The sequence below is a fragment of the Pseudomonas sp. Wu6 genome (assembly GCF_019891515.1).
Taxonomy (GTDB): domain Bacteria; phylum Pseudomonadota; class Gammaproteobacteria; order Pseudomonadales; family Pseudomonadaceae; genus Aquipseudomonas; species Aquipseudomonas orientalis_A.
Genome location: NZ_JAFLXH010000041.1, coordinates 44,191 through 58,608, shown reverse-complemented (window position 1 = coordinate 58,608; position 14,418 = coordinate 44,191). Strand labels below are relative to the sequence as shown.

Annotated in this window: 14 protein-coding genes and 1 pseudogene; 4 read left to right on the top strand and 11 right to left on the bottom strand. The window is 62.9% G+C overall.

Annotated features, from left to right (window positions below):
- Positions 1 to 408 precede the first annotated feature (408 nt).
- The 5 genes and pseudogenes from J1G34_RS23270 to J1G34_RS23250 all read right to left on the bottom strand — a co-directional run bounded on the left by J1G34_RS23270 (position 409) and on the right by J1G34_RS23250 (position 2,531).
- Positions 409 to 648: pseudogene (locus J1G34_RS23270) on the bottom strand (hypothetical protein).
- Positions 645 to 902, bottom strand: a complete 258-nt coding sequence (locus J1G34_RS23265; protein WP_065895600.1) for a DUF6555 family protein — start codon at positions 900 to 902, stop codon at positions 645 to 647. The pseudogene J1G34_RS23270 and the gene J1G34_RS23265 overlap by 4 nt, the downstream one beginning before the upstream one ends.
- 90 nt (positions 903 to 992) lie before the next feature.
- Entirely contained in the window at positions 993 to 1,274 is a 282-nt protein-coding gene (locus J1G34_RS23260; RefSeq protein WP_122560550.1) for a hypothetical protein, read from the bottom strand.
- Between the two features lie 98 nt (positions 1,275 to 1,372).
- Positions 1,373 to 2,125: an OBAP family protein gene (locus tag J1G34_RS23255; RefSeq protein WP_065936323.1), complete on the bottom strand. Its 753-nt coding sequence runs from the start codon at positions 2,123 to 2,125 to the stop codon at positions 1,373 to 1,375.
- Between the two features lie 103 nt (positions 2,126 to 2,228).
- The gene (locus tag J1G34_RS23250) at positions 2,229 to 2,531 is read right to left on the bottom strand and encodes a hypothetical protein (protein WP_065936324.1); all 303 of its coding nucleotides are present in this window, start codon (positions 2,529 to 2,531) and stop codon (positions 2,229 to 2,231) included.
- Between the two features lie 243 nt (positions 2,532 to 2,774).
- On the opposite strand from J1G34_RS23250, the gene J1G34_RS23245 reads away from it, so the two are divergent.
- Positions 2,775 to 2,924 carry a hypothetical protein gene (locus J1G34_RS23245; protein WP_163001565.1) on the top strand — a complete coding sequence of 50 codons (150 nt, stop codon included), beginning with the start codon at positions 2,775 to 2,777 and terminating at the stop codon, positions 2,922 to 2,924.
- A 119-nt stretch (positions 2,925 to 3,043) separates the two neighbouring features.
- Here J1G34_RS23245 and J1G34_RS23240 read toward each other — a convergent pair whose 3' ends face one another.
- The 4 genes from J1G34_RS23240 to J1G34_RS23225 all read right to left on the bottom strand — a co-directional run bounded on the left by J1G34_RS23240 (position 3,044) and on the right by J1G34_RS23225 (position 8,162).
- On the bottom strand, positions 3,044 to 4,384 hold the full coding sequence (locus tag J1G34_RS23240) for a c-type cytochrome (protein WP_222994690.1): 1,341 nt from the start codon (positions 4,382 to 4,384) through the stop codon (positions 3,044 to 3,046).
- A 16-nt stretch (positions 4,385 to 4,400) separates the two neighbouring features.
- Positions 4,401 to 6,638, bottom strand: coding sequence for a xanthine dehydrogenase family protein molybdopterin-binding subunit (locus J1G34_RS23235; RefSeq protein WP_222994689.1), 2,238 nt, complete (start codon positions 6,636 to 6,638; stop codon positions 4,401 to 4,403).
- Positions 6,638 to 7,096 carry a (2Fe-2S)-binding protein gene (locus tag J1G34_RS23230; protein ID WP_222994688.1) on the bottom strand — a complete coding sequence of 153 codons (459 nt, stop codon included), beginning with the start codon at positions 7,094 to 7,096 and terminating at the stop codon, positions 6,638 to 6,640. Before J1G34_RS23230 ends, J1G34_RS23235 begins: the two co-directional genes overlap by 1 nt.
- Before the next feature lie 160 nt (positions 7,097 to 7,256).
- Positions 7,257 to 8,162: a LysR family transcriptional regulator gene (locus J1G34_RS23225; protein WP_065895740.1), complete on the bottom strand. Its 906-nt coding sequence runs from the start codon at positions 8,160 to 8,162 to the stop codon at positions 7,257 to 7,259.
- A gap of 107 nt (positions 8,163 to 8,269) precedes the next feature.
- Between J1G34_RS23225 and J1G34_RS23220 the strand changes: the two genes are divergently transcribed.
- The gene (locus J1G34_RS23220) at positions 8,270 to 9,631 is read left to right on the top strand and encodes an MFS transporter (protein ID WP_065895612.1); all 1,362 of its coding nucleotides are present in this window, start codon (positions 8,270 to 8,272) and stop codon (positions 9,629 to 9,631) included.
- Positions 9,628 to 10,902, top strand: a complete 1,275-nt coding sequence (locus J1G34_RS23215; RefSeq protein WP_065895608.1) for a glucarate dehydratase family protein — start codon at positions 9,628 to 9,630, stop codon at positions 10,900 to 10,902. The genes J1G34_RS23220 and J1G34_RS23215 overlap by 4 nt, the downstream gene beginning before the upstream one ends.
- Positions 10,903 to 10,962: 60 nt before the next feature.
- On the opposite strand, the gene J1G34_RS23210 is transcribed toward J1G34_RS23215, so the two are convergent.
- Positions 10,963 to 11,901, bottom strand: a complete 939-nt coding sequence (locus J1G34_RS23210) for a LysR family transcriptional regulator (protein ID WP_222994687.1) — start codon at positions 11,899 to 11,901, stop codon at positions 10,963 to 10,965.
- 108 nt (positions 11,902 to 12,009) lie between these two features.
- Between J1G34_RS23210 and J1G34_RS23205 the strand changes: the two genes are divergently transcribed.
- Positions 12,010 to 13,509: a CoA-acylating methylmalonate-semialdehyde dehydrogenase gene (locus J1G34_RS23205; protein WP_222994686.1), complete on the top strand. Its 1,500-nt coding sequence runs from the start codon at positions 12,010 to 12,012 to the stop codon at positions 13,507 to 13,509.
- A 127-nt stretch (positions 13,510 to 13,636) separates the two neighbouring features.
- On the opposite strand, the gene J1G34_RS23200 is transcribed toward J1G34_RS23205, so the two are convergent.
- Positions 13,637 to 13,945 carry a DUF6124 family protein gene (locus J1G34_RS23200; RefSeq protein ID WP_122737416.1) on the bottom strand — a complete coding sequence of 103 codons (309 nt, stop codon included), beginning with the start codon at positions 13,943 to 13,945 and terminating at the stop codon, positions 13,637 to 13,639.
- Between the last annotated feature and the right edge of the window lie 473 nt (positions 13,946 to 14,418).

Genomic DNA, 14,418 nt, shown 5'->3' with positions numbered 1-14,418 from the left:
GACTCTTAGCTTGAAAGCGGCGTCGAATTTTCTGTACTTCTTGGTCATGGAATACTCCTCAATAGGTGTAGTTTCACCTATTGAGGTGTCCGGGACTATTAGACCAGCTCACCCCCGATGGCTGTGTATCAGTCAAGTTTTTATAACTGACAGACCGCCATCGGGGGCAAGCCCCCTCCCACAGTGGATATTCGGTGCTTTCGGATTATTGGTTTACTTCATCTTCGTGCGGTGAATACGCGACTCAGGCGGGGGCTGCTGACGATGCCGAGCACTGCGCAAATCCAAAATGTGGGAGGGGGCTTGCCCCCGATAGCGGTGTATCAGTCAAATTTTTATAACTGACAGATCGCCATCGGGGGCAAGCCCCCTCCCACAGTGGATATTCAGTGCTTTCGGGCTTTTGGTTTACTTCTTCCTTGTGCGGTGAATGCGCATCCACTCTCGATAAGCCGCCGTACGCTGCGCGTCCGCACACTTCTTGGCTTCGGTGAAACGCGCCTAGATGGCCGCATCGCCGCTATAGGATTCGATGATTTTGTACGCCAGGGCCTCCAGTCGATCCGCTTCGAAAAACATCTGACTGTTGTGCGCCACCTCGGCGTTGACTGTCTGCCGCGTTGTAACGTCCTGCACCTGACCGTTCATTGTGTAACGCCCTCCGCCCACTGGATAGCTGCCGCACCGTACCAGCGCACGTCCGTAATGCCGTATTTTTCCGCCATCGGCTTGGAGACGCGCTTGAGGTTGTTTTGCCCGAACCTGGGGATGACCGCCACGCCGGCATCGCAACTGGCCCAGTGCCATGCTTCAGCGTTATTCATGCGCGCCGCGCGCACGATAAACGACCTGGGCTCGCCGTGAAGCTGATAATTGATGGTGAATAACTCGTTGTTTTTCATGAGGTCTCCCTATGCTCACGAACTACAGATATTTGGCGTCAAGAATAATTCAAAGAAGTTGTCAGACAAGGCGATGACCTGCGCTCGGTCTCAGTCGTCCACCGTGAAGGTGACCCAGCCTGGCCCGTCGGCCGGGCGTTGTAATTCTACGATTACACCGCTGACAGATGTGCCGTCGGGCAGATTGACCGTGACGAAGTTGGGATGCCCGGGCCATTGCAGCGGGCTGGAAATATCCACACGGACAATGGTCGGCTTGCCGCTGCAGGTCATTTTTATATCGACGTTCTCATTCAGCAGTTCATCATCTTCGGTGCCCAGGTGGCGCGAAGCAGTAATGACGCTGGCGGTGCCTTGATGGTCATAAGACATGGATGGACTCCTTGTGCGAAGGACAACGAACGCGCCCCGATTCTTGTGAGGCAAGCGCCGGCAAATGATCGTTCAATCCAAATGACCGGCTGCTGCCGTCAGTGCTGGTGGGGAGCCTGGGTGGGGTCGACGATCTGGATGATGTTGCCCTCACGCCAGGCGTCCGCACCGGGCGCGATGGGCGGAGCGACGATGTCGGCGCGATCGGTCTTTTTGCGGGCACTGTCGACCCCCATCCGCTGATCCCGCTCGGCGACCATCTTCGCGTCGGCCTGGCCGTCTGCGGTGAACCCCATCATCAGTTGCGGAACACCCAACGGCAGGCGCTTGTGCAGGTCGGTATGCCAGGTGTGCCAGGTCTTGCCGTAGGTGTGCACGAGTTTTTCCATCAATGCGTGTTCGGCCACCTGCGGAATCCCAGGGGCAACCAGTTGGCCGGATTTCACCTCGTGCACATGGCTGTGCCACAGCGCCTTTTCCGCCGCAGGCAGCGTGCTGAACAATTGCTCGCTGATGATGTACTCCACGCCCATCAACTTGGCATCCTTGCGATTGCCGTCGTAAATCACGCACTGGATCACCTCCTCGTTGAGGATGGCGCAGTAGTGATGGGCTTCCATCTGCACGTCGGGATGGCCGTTGTAGAAGTGGAAGCCATCCAGGTAGGCATTCAGCGCGTCGATGGGCGGGCGCGATTGCAACAGCGCGGCGCCGGCGTCGAGGCTGCGCGTAGTGGGTGACTTGGCCTCGCCGGGCGCGACGACATTCGAGGCCGAATCATTGCCGGCGCAGGCGGTCAGCGCGGCAATCGAAATCGCCAGGCACAGTGAATGCAGGCGGGTAATCGTCATTGGGCAGTCCCTCCATGGGCGTTGGTAGAGCACATCTAGAAAGCCTGCCGAGGTGGGTGTTCAACCGGATTGATGCGCCTGCGCGCATTGGCTGCGGCGTGGGTCAGTGATCGATTGCCCCCGGCCGTTGCGGCTGACGTTCAACAGCCAGCACCAGTTCATCTGCACCGGATGCCTGGGCTTCCAGGAGGACGCCATGATAGGTGCGGCCTTCTGCCTTGATCGTAAGCGTATGGGCCTTCGCCAACGTTTCCGGCCAGGGCGACAGGATACGCAACGTGACGCACTCGCCGTGCTGCGTAATCCGGGCCTGGCACTCACAGGAAAGCGGGTTTGCACCGAACAGCGTGTCTTGAAGGTAATCGATCGTGCAGTGTTGCGCTGGTGTGGCAGGGGTATCCGGCATGGGAAGCCTCGCTCTGTTGGTGTCGCTGCATTCAGCCCACGGATGAGAGACGGGATGTTTTTCGGGACACCAGCAGCAGGCCGTAGCGGATCAAGATTAGCGCGAATATTCTCTGCGTAAATGCTGGCAGGTCAACAGCAAACCACTCGTCGTCTCGCCGCCTCTGGGCGGAACGTTTGTCTCCCGGTACTGGCCACATGCACCAAGGGTTGGCGATCTTTCCTTCACTCATCAGGTGATTTTATGAAAAAGTTTTATATGGGCTTGAGCCTTTGCAGCGTGTTCCTGCTGCACGGCTGTTTCGACAATTCCGATAACACCACCAAGGACAACAGCAGCGGCAGCAAATCGTCGGTGCAGATGCAGGAAGGCAAGGCCGACGAGAGCAAGTAAGTGCCTGGAGCAAAATGTGGGAGGGGGCTTGCCCCCGATGGCGGGGTGTCAGGCAATGAAGAGGTGACTGACCGACCGCTATCGGGGGCAAGCCCCCTCCCACATTGGATCGCTGTGCATCAACGCATGTGCAAGATGATCGGGCTGCTGCTCGCCGGGTCGGTATTCCCGCGCAACTTGCCGACCGCCTGCGCGTCGACCGCGCTGCCGTGGTTGCCCCAGGTGCTGCGTACGTAAGTCAGCACCTGAGCAATCTCCTGGTCGGACAACTGCTCGCGGAACGCCGGCATGCGGTAGGCGTCCGGCAGCCCGGCGGCCACCACCCGTTGTGAGCCGTTGAGGGTGATGTTGATCGCCGAGGCGCTTTCCTTGGCCAACGCGGAAGTGGCGCCGGCCAGCGGCGGCATCCACTCCGGCTGGCCCTTGCCGTCCAGGCCATGGCAGGAGGCGCAGCGGGTCGCGTAGGTGTGGGCGCCGGGAATGTCCTGGCGCGTGTCGGCCGCCTGATACTGCCAGGGCGTGCCGTCACGCTGAGGGTCGCCGGGCAGGGACTTGAGGTAGCGGGCGATGGCGGCCAGGTCGTCATCGGCCATGAACTGCGTGGAGTTGTTGAACGCTTCGGTCATCGAACCGTAGACCACCGCATGCTGGTTGCGCCCGGTCTTGAGGAACTGCACGATCTGCGCCTCGCTCCAGCGGCCCAATCCGGTGTTGGGGTCCTGGCGCAGGCTGGGCGCGTACCAGCCGTCGAGCAGGGCGCCTGCGAGGAAGGGCGCGCCGGATTGGTCCAGGGCCTTCTCGTTGAACGCCAGGCCGCGCGGCGTGTGGCAACTGCCGCAGTGGCCGGGGCCCTGGACGATATACGCGCCACGGTTCCACAGCGCGTCCTGGCCGGGGTTGGCCGCGTAGGGCGCTGTGGGGGCAAAGACGCCATTCCACAGGGCGATGGGCCAGCGCATGTTAAGCGGCCAGGGAATATCACTGGGGATATTCGCCTGGTTGGCCGGTTGCACGCCTTTCATGAAGAACGCATACAGCGCTTTCACGTCGTCGTCGCTGAGCTTTACGTAGGACGGGTAGGGCATGGCCGGGTACAGGCGGCGCCCGCCCGGTGCCACGCCGTGGCGCACGGCACGGTCGAAGTCGGCGAGGCTGTAGCGGCCGATGCCATGGTCGCGGTCGGGGGTGATGTTGGTGGCATGGATGGCCCCCAGCGGCGTGGCCATCTCCAGGCCACCGGCAAACGGCGCTTTGCCCGCCAGGCTGTGGCAGGCCACGCAGTCGCTCACACGGGCGACATACTCGCCGCGACTGACCAGTGCCGGGTCCAGGCCGGTGGCGTGTTCCTGTTCGAACGGCGAGGCGGGCTCGCGGGTGACGTACCAGGCCAGCAGGCCTGCGACGATCAGGCAGGGCAGCGCCAGCCAGCCTGCGGTTCTTGCGAATCGGCGGTTGTTCATGGGCGTTCCCTGTGGGTTAACTGAAGGTGTAGCGGCTCAACGGCAAGCTGCGGATGCGCTGGCCGGTCAACCGGGCTACCGCATTGGCGACCGCCGGTGCCACGGCCGGTAACGGCGGTTCGCCGATGCCCCCCATCTTTTCGCCGCTCTCGACGATCTTCACGTGCACCCGCGCCATCCGCGACGGCGGCAGGATCGGATAAAGGTCGTAGTTGCGCGCCCGTGGCATGCCGTCCACGTACACCGCTTCCTCCAGCAAGGTTTGCGACAGGCCCAGGGCCACGGCGCCGTTGACCTGGGCTTCAATGATCGCCGGGTTGACGATGCTGCCGGGGTCGATGGCCTGCCAGATGTCATGCACCTTGACCTGGCCGTGCTCGATCGACACCTCGGCGACCACCGCCGCGTGGGAACCAAAGGGCGAGGCCATCGCCACGCCACGGGCACGGCGGCTGCCGTCCTCGGCAGTGAACGGCCCGCGCTTCCAGCCGCCGGACAATTCGCCCACCGCTTGCAGCAGCGTGGTCAGCCGCGCATTGTCGCGCAGCAGGTGCAGGCGCAGTTCGTACGGGTCATGGCCGCCTTTGTCCGCCAGTTCATCAAGGAACGCTTCGTAGAAGAAGTCGTTCAACGAATTGCCCACCGAACGCCAGTAGCCGAGCATGGCCGGGCCTTTGACGTAGATCTGCGCGATGCGCGTGTTGGGAATCGCATAGCTCTTGCCCGACAGGCCTTCGAGGGCCGTGGGGTCGAGCTTGTCGCCCTGTTTGCCGGCAATCGCTTCGGTGGGGCCTTCGGTGGCGCTGACCGCTTCGATGGCCAGCGGCAGGCCCTTGTCATCCAGCGCGGCACGGAACTTGACCACCGCGACCGGGCGCAGCACATCGCGCAAGAATTCTTCCTCACGGCTCCAGATCAGCTTGATCGGACGACCGACGGCCTTGGTCAGCGCGATGGCCTGCGGATACGGGTTGGCCGACTCATACAGGAAGTGCCGACCGAAAAACCCGCCCAGCAACGGAGAGTGCAGGGTGATTTGTTCAATGGCCAGGCCGGTGCGCTTGGCGATGTCGGCGCGGAACATATCCGGCGCCTGGTTCGGCAGCCACACCTCCAGCGTGCCGTCGGGGTTGTAGCGCGCCAACGCCGAGGGCGGCTCCAGCTGGGCGTGGTTGAGGTATTGATTGTGATAGGTGGCATCGACGCGGGTCTTGGCGCTGGCCAGCGTGGCGGCTACGTCTCCCGTGTTTTCTTCGTCACGGGCCGGGCCTTCTTGAGTGGCGAGAAAGTCACGGTACTTGTCGCTGGAAAAGTCCGCCGGCATCACGCGCACGCTGGAGTCGGCGGCGGCGTCGAGCCAGTCCACCTGGATCGCTTCAACGGCCCGCTTGGCGTGCCACCAGCGTTCGGCCACCACTGCCACGGCGCCGGGCAAGGTGTGCACCGAATGCACGCCCTTCATGGCCTCGACCTGGGCCTGGTTGCGCAGGCTGCCCACGCTCATGCCCAGGCGCGGCGCGTGCTGCACGGCGGCGTGGAGCATGCCGTCGACTTTCAGGTCGATGCTGTATTGCGCCTTGCCGGTGGATTTGTCATAGGCATCCAGGCGTTTGACCGGCTTGCCGATCCAGCGGAACTGGCTCGGGTCGCGCAGGGTAATGCCGGCAGGGTCCGGCACCGGCATGTCCAGGGCGCGCCCGGCCAACTCGCCGTACCCCAGCGAGCGGCCCGACGCGGCGTGCAGCACGCGGCCGGGCTGGGTGGTCAGTTGGGCGACCGGCACATTCAGCTGCTCGGCGGCGGCCTGCAGCAACATGGCCCGGGCGAGGGCGCCGAGGCGGCGCATGGTCGGATAACTCATGCGCACCGACATGCTGCCGCCGGTGATGCGCATGCCATTTTCCATCACCACATAGGCCTCGCCGGGCGGCGCGGCTTCAACGGTGAACGTCGCCGGGTCGGCATCCAACTCCTCGCCGATAATCTGCGCCATGGCGGTGTGCGTGCCTTGGCCGCCTTCCATGAAGGGGCTGAGCAGGCGCACGCTGCCGTCCGGGCGGATCTCCAGGAACGCCGGCACCTGGGTGCCGCGTTCGGCGCCGGCGCCGGTGGCGGCCTGCACCCGGGATGCGCCCAGCGGCAGGCCAAAGCCGATCACCAGTGCACCGACGGCGGTACTCGCCAGGAAGCGCCGACGCGACAGGTTGATCGGTGCATCGAGGGACACGCCCGGAATCAGGTCAGGTGTGTTCATCAAGCGGTCTCCTTCCCGGCGGCCAGGTCATCCATGGCGACATGGATGGCGTTGTAGGTGCCGCAGCGGCACAGGTTGACCATCGCCGCGTCGATCTGCGCCTTCGAGGGCGCCGGGGTGTGCTTGAGCAGCGCGGTGGCCGCCATCACCTGCCCGGACTGGCAATAACCACATTGCGCCACCTGGCGCTCGACCCAGGCCGCGACCACGCGTTTGCCCACCTCATCGGCCTCGATGGCCTCGATGGTGGTGATCTCGCGACCGACCACACCGGCCACCGGCGTGACGCACGAGCGCACCACGTTGCCGTCCACCAGCACCGAACACGCGCCGCACTGGGCCAGGCCGCAGCCGTACTTGGTGCCGGTCAGGCCCAGGTCGTCGCGGATCACCCACAGCAATGGCGTGTCGGCGTCGGCATCGACCTCATAGGCCTGTTGGTTAATACGTAATTGCATGGCGGCTTACCTGCTGATCATCGGTGGGTGGTGCATAAGTTCTTATAAGAGTGGTGCGACCGTACGTCGCCCATCGTCGAACTCTAGACCACCGCGCAAGGGCTATCTATGCAATAGCTTGCAAGTTCAGAGGATCAGGCAAGTATTCAACAGGATTGGGTCAATGCTCGGGAAGGTTCTCGCCCACCGCCTGGCGGATACCCTCGAGCAGCATGGTGAACGCCGGGTTGTCGTTGTGCTCGCGCCAGATCAGGTGCAGTTCGCTCTGTGCGCCTTCGCCCAGGTCGATATCGCGGAACACCACGTTCTTGAACACCACACTGCTGGCGCAACGCGGCACCAGGGCCAGGCCCATGCCGGCGTTGACCAGCGCGAGGATGGTCAGCGACGAGCCCAGCCATTGCACGTACTGCGGCGCGACGCGGGCCGAGCGCAGCAGGCCGGTAAGCAACTCATTGAACGGCGGATAGGCGGAATGGGCGTACATCAGGAACGGTTGCGCATCCAGGTCGTGCACGCTGACCGTCTCTGCCTGGGCCAGTCGATGACTGCTCGGCACCGCCAGCACAAATGGCTCGCGCACCAGGCATTCGGTGGCGTAGCCGGGCTCCAGCAGCGGCGCGCGGACAATGCCCAGATCGATGCGCCGGGCGCGCAAGGCTTCGTACTGCTGGTAGGTGTTCATTTCGGACAGGTCGATCTTGACGTGGGGCTGCTTGAGCCGCGCCTCGGCGATCACCTTGGGCAAAAACTCGTACACCGCACTGCCGACGAAGCTGATGTTGACCGTACCGATATCGCCCTCGGCAAAGCGCCGCGCAGTGACCGCCGCTTGCTGGGCGCGCTCCAGCAGGTACTGCGCCTCGATGAAAAACGCCCGGCCGGCGGCGGTCAGCGCGACGCTGCGGGTGGTTCGGACAAACAGGTCCACGCCCAGATGATGCTCGAGCAACTGAATCTGCCGGCTCAGCGGCGGCTGAGTCATGTTCAGGCGTTCGGCGGCGCGGCGAAAGTTCAGCTCGGTGGCCACGGTGGTGAAGCAGCGCAGTTGCGTCAGTTCGAACATTGATCTAATTCCGGTATCAATCCAATGCCAGGTTAGATTAGACGGGAACAATACCGGGCGTCCATCATCGAGCTGTCCCCAAAAAAAATAATGAAAGGGAGTTGCCCGTGGATACCCTCCAGAATGCGCCAGACCCGAGCGTGCTTGCGAGCGCCGCTGCCAAGGTCAAGCGCCATGTGCTGCCGTTGTTCGTGGTGATGTTCATCGTCAACTACATCGACCGCGTCAATATCGGCTTCGTGCGCAGCCATCTGGAAACCGACCTGGGCATCGGTGCGGCGGCCTATGGCTTGGGCGCAGGGCTGTTCTTCATCGGTTATGCGATCTTCGAAGTACCGTCCAACCTGTTGTTGCAACGCTACGGCGCGCGGGCCTGGTTGACGCGCATCATGTTCACCTGGGGCGCGGCCGCGATGGGCATGGCGTTCGTGCAGGGCGAAACCAGCTTCTACGTGTTGCGCTTTATCCTGGGCGCCGCCGAAGCCGGGTTCTTTCCCGGCATCATCTATTACTTCACCCAGTGGCTGCCGGCCAGCGAGCGCGGCAAGGCCATGGCGATTTTCCTCAGTGGGTCGGCGATTGCCTCGGTGATTTCCGGGCCGGTGTCGGGCGCGTTGCTCAATGTCAGCGGGTTGAGCCTGCATGGCTGGCAATGGATGTTCCTGATCGAAGGCTTCGCCTCCATCGTGCTCTGCGGCTTCGTGTGGTTCTGGTTGCAGTCCCACCCGCACCAGGCCAAGTGGCTCAGCGCTGCGCAAAAACACGCGCTGGTCAGTGCCATAGCACTCGAGCAACAGGCGCGCGAGGCGAGCCGGGGCGTACGGCCGTCGATGTTCAAACTGCTCGCCGATACGCAGATCGCACTGTTCTGCTTTATCTACTTTTCCATCGCCCTGACCATTTACGGCGCCACGTTCTGGCTGCCGAGCATGATCAAGAAAATGGGCGACCTGGGTGACTTCCAGGTGGGCCTGTTCAATTCCATTCCCTGGTTGATTTCCATCGTCGCCATGTACGGCTTCGCCTCGCTGGCCAGCAAGTGGAAGCACCAGCAGGCGTGGGTGTCACTGATGCTGGTGATCGCCGCGTTCGGCATGTTCATGTCCACCATCGGCGGGCCGGTGTTTGCGTTCGTCGCCATCTGTTTTGCCGCCATCGGCTTCAAGGCCGCTTCGGCGCTGTTCTGGCCGATCCCCCAGGGGTACCTGGACGCGCGGGTCGCGGCGGCGGTGATTGCCTTGATCAATTCGGTCGGCAACCTGGGCGGTTTCGTGGCGCCCACCACGTTCGGTTTGCTGGAGCAGACCACGGGGTCCATCGAGGGCGGCCTCTACGGGCTGGCGGCCACTTCACTGGCGGCGGCGGTGTTGGTGTTTTTTGCCCGCACCGCACCGCGCAGCGGTACGCCACCCACTTCATCCACGGCACATCACACAGTGCGTCCAGGTCCACAGGGAGCCGTCTCTTGAAAATTGTCCGCGTCACCGTCACCCCGATTGCCTTTCGCGACCCGCCGCTGCTCAACGCCAGTGGCATCCATGAGCCTTTTGCGCTGCGCTCGATCATCGAGATTGAAAGCGACACCGGTTACATCGGCCTCGGCGAAAGCTATGGTGATGCGCCAGCGCTGGCGATCCAGCAACAGGTTCAGCCACAGCTGATCGGGCTGGACCCGTTCAACCTCAATGGCCTGCGCACTATCGTCCAGGCCACCGTGGCGGCGTATAGACCGCAGAGCATTGCCGGGGCGGAGCTGGCGCCGGGCTCCCATGCCAGCAAAGCCGTAAGCAATGCCTATTCGGCGTTCGAAGTGGCGTTTCTCGACCTGCAGGCGCACGCGCTGAATGTGCCGCTGGTGGACCTGCTCGGCGGTGCGATTCGCGACCGGATTCCGTTCAGCGCCTACCTGTTTTTCAAATACGCCGAACATATCGATTCGCCCTACAAACCCGACAGTTGGGGGGAGGCCCTGACTGAAGCGCAGATCGTCGCCCAGGCCCGCCGCATGCTTGAAACCTACGGCTTCAAAAGCATCAAGCTCAAGGCCGGTGCGCTGGAGCCGGAGCATGAGGTGCGCTGCATCAAGGCGCTTAAACAGGCGTTTCCGGGCGTGCCGCTGCGCATCGACCCGAACGGCAACTGGTCGTTGCACACCTCGATTCGCATGGCCGAACTGCTGGGCGACGACCTGCAATATTACGAAGACCCGACCCCCGGCCTGGACGGCATGGCCGAGCTGCACGCACGTACCGGCTTGCCCCTGGCGACCAATATGGTGGTGACCGACTTCGACGAGTTTCGCCGCAGCGTTGCGTTGAACAGCGTGCAGATCGTGCTCGCCGACCACCATTACTGGGGCGGCCTGCGTGACACCCAAGTGCTGGCGAAAATGTGCCACACCTTTGGCCTGGGCGTGTCGATGCACTCCAACTCACACCTGGGCATCAGCCTGATGGCCATGGCCCATGTAGCGGCCGCGGTGCCCAACCTCGACTATGCCTGTGACACGCACTACCCGTGGCAGGAGCCGGACGAGGAGGTGATCAAGGGCGGCAAGCTGCCTATCGTCGACGGCTGCGTGAGCATCACCCGCGCGCCGGGGCTGGGCCTGGAACTTGACCACGATCAGTTGGGCAAGCTGCATGACCAATACCTCAGTTGCGGTATCCGTCAGCGTGATGACGTGAAACAGATGCAGCGCTATCAACCGGACTGGAAAACGCTCAAGCCGCGTTTCTGAAGCAGGTCGCTTGCTTTGCCCGGTGACGCATCCGCGTGTGTCGCCGGGCTTTTTTTTGCCTCAGCCCGCGAATCGAAACCCGCCGGCCAACTGCGCCTTTAAAAAGCCCACCAACGCACTCACTGACTTCGGCACATGGGGCGAGTACGGCCGAATCAGGTAGATCTCATCGGCAAACGCGCCCTTGAGCGTCCAACCCTTCAAGACCTGCACCAGCTTGCCTTCCGCCAGCGCCGCATGGGCGCTGAAGTCCGGCAGCAGGGCGATGCCCAGGTGGTTGAGCGCCGCGTCGCGCAGGGCTTCGCTGTTGTTGGTGGCGAAGCTGCCGGCGATGGGGATGGTCAGGCGTTCGATGTGTGTGCCGCCGCGTTCGAAGGTCCAGGCCGGCTGGTCGGTGCCGCGTGGGTAGAACAGACAGTTGTGCGTCGACAGCTCGCTCGGCGCGCCGGGTTCGCCATGGCGCTGCAGGTAGTCGCGGGTGGCGACCAGCACCGAGGCGGTGTCGCAGAGTTTCCAGGCCACATGGGTCTCGGGGATCTGGAAACCATGGCGCACGGCCAGGTCGTAGCCTTCTGCGGCCAGTGAACTCAGGGCGTCGGACACGTCCAGCTGGATGCGCACCTGCGGGTATTGCTGCAAAAATTGCGGCAGGTGCGGCACCAGCTGTTGCCGGGCGAACGCCACGGGCGCGGTCAGCCGCACCAGGCCACGGACTTCCCCGGCCTGGTCGCGCACCGAAGAAAAGCTGCGGGCGATGTGTTCATAGGCGCTGCGCACTTCGCGGGTCAACGACAGCCCCGCGTCGGTCAGCCGTACGCTGCGCGTGGTGCGCGTGACCAGGCGGGTGCCGGTGGCCTTTTCCAGGTCGGAAATACGCTGGCTCACCGCCGACTTGCTCACGCCCAGGCGCGCGGCGGCGGCGGTGTAAGTGCCTTGTTCTTCCAGCACCGACAGCCAGTGGATATTGGTCCACAGCCCTTCGATCTCGGCTTTTTCCATGGAGGTATTGTTCGCCAGTGTGCACAATAAGTTCGGGATTCTGCTCTGGTTCGGAACAAAGCGAAAGCCTAAGGTGGGTGCCAACGCCAACTACCTGGAGCGCCTGCCATGTCCACTACCCTTGAGCATTACATCAACGACCAGCGCGTGAGCCGCGATGATCGCTATCAGGACGTCTACAACCCGGCCACCGGCGAAGTCACCGCGCGCGTGGCCCTGGCCAGCCGCCAGACCGTGGCCGAAGCCGTCGCCGCTGCTCAGGCCGCCTTCGCCGGCTGGGCCGACACCCCGCCGATCCGCCGCGCCCGCGTGCTGTTCGAATACCTGCACCTGCTGCGTGAACGCAAGGACGACCTGGCGCGCATCATCGTCGCCGAACACGGCAAGGTCTTTACCGATGCCCAGGGCGAGGTCGACCGTGGCATCGATATTCTCGAATTCGCCTGTGGCATTCCCAACCTGCTCAAGGGCGAACATTCCGACCAGGTCTCCCGTGGCATGGACAACTGGACCCTGCGCCAGCCCCTGGGCGTGGTGGCCGGCGTAACCCCGTTCAACTTCCCGGTGATGGTACCGATGTGGATGTACCCGATTGCCATTGCGGCGGGCAACACCTTCATCCTCAAGCCAAGCCCCACCGACCCGAGCGCTTCGTTGTTCATGGCCGAGCTTTTGCGTGAAGCGGGCTTGCCCAAGGGCGTGTTCAACGTGGTGCAGGGCGACAAGGAAGCGGTGGACGCGCTGATCGAACACCCGGACGTCAAGGCCGTGAGTTTTGTCGGTTCCACGCCGATTGCCCAGTACATCTACGAGAGCGGCGCCCGCCACGGCAAGCGCGTACAAGGCCTGGGCGGGGCGAAAAACCATATGGTGGTGATGCCCGACGCGGATATCGAGCGCACCGTCGATGCGCTGATGGGCGCCGCCTACGGCAGTGCCGGCGAGCGCTGCATGGCGATCTCGGTGGCGGTGCTGGTGGGGGACGTGGGGGATAAAGTCATCGCCGCTTTGAGCGAGCGCGCCAAGACGCTGCGCATCACCGATGGCCGCGATTTGAAAGCCGAAATGGGGCCGATTGTGTCGAAAGTGGCGCTGGAACGCATCCGTGGCTATATCGAGCAGGGCGTACAGGCCGGCGCGCACTTGCTGCTCGATGGCCGTGACTACGTGCCCACCGAACCCGGCCTGGAAAACGGCTTCTGGCTCGGCGCGACCTTGTTCGACCACGTGACCCGGGACATGAGCATCTACCGCGAAGAAATCTTCGGACCGGTGCTGGCCTGTGTGCGCGTCAACGACTTCGCGGAGGCCGTGAAGCTGGTCAACGACCACGAGTTCGGCAACGGCGTCAGTTGCTTCACCCGCGACGGCCACATCGCCCGCGAATTTGCGCGGCGTATTGAAGTGGGCATGGTCGGCATCAACGTGCCGATCCCGGTGCCGATGGCCTGGCATGGGTTTGGCGGCTGGAAGAAGAGCCTGTTTGGCGACATGCATGCGTATGGCACCGAAGGCGTGCGTTTCTACACCAAACAGAAGTCGATCATGCAGCGCTGGTCGGAGAGCATCGAGCAGGGCGCGGAGTTTGCGATGCCGGTGTCGAAGTAGGTCTCGCAGGCACTGTATGCCCGAATGTGGGAGGGGGCTTGCCCCCGATAGCGGTGGGTCAGTTAATAAATCTGTGACTGACCCACCGCCATCGGGGGCAAGCCCCCTCCCACAGTTTTGAGCGCGTTCAGGCAGTGGGTTTTGTGCAGGTCAGGCATTCGATGGAGCGGTCGACCGTGGTCTTGGCAATTTCCAGCAGGTGCCATACCGCCAGGATCTTCGCCCGCTCGGGGCTTTGCAGAAGTTCGCCGCAGTCCAGGGCGGTGGCGGAGGCGCTGTCGAGCAAGCTGGCGGTGTAGAGCAGGGCGTCTTCGAAGCTCAGGTCTTCGTTGACCGAGTGAAAGCCTTGGGTGGGCAGGTAGTGGTCGATGGCGCGGTTGAAGGCGGCGCGGTCTTTTGCGGGATCGAGGGGTGGCTCGGGTAGGGCTTTGTTCATGGTGCAACTCCTTGTGTGGTCAGGTACCGACCCCCGTCGCGACTAAACGATGGGTGGCGGCTGTACGCAGGTTAGTCGACCGGCCACAAGGAAAATCCGGCGCACCCGAAGGTGCCCTGCGCACAGCCACCATAAAACTTGATGGACCATGCTCCTTGTGACATTCCGGGCGACTAAACCCGATCACTGAATTGGCAGTGACGGAGCGCAGACTAGCCAGCGATTCCAGCAGGCACAAGGCGGCAGGGATTGTCTAGGAAACGTCCTGCAATTTAAAGGGACATGCCTTGCTGGCCCTTTAAAAAACATGACCAAATGCCACCAATCCCAATGTTGAAAAATGCAATCAACTGTGGAGGGGGCAAGCCCAGATGCCAGTCAGTTAAGCGTACGCCGCCGTCTGTAGGAGCGAAGGGGCGCCTAGCTCTTGCTCGCGAAAAACGTCAACGATAACGCGTGTTTTCTGAATGAAC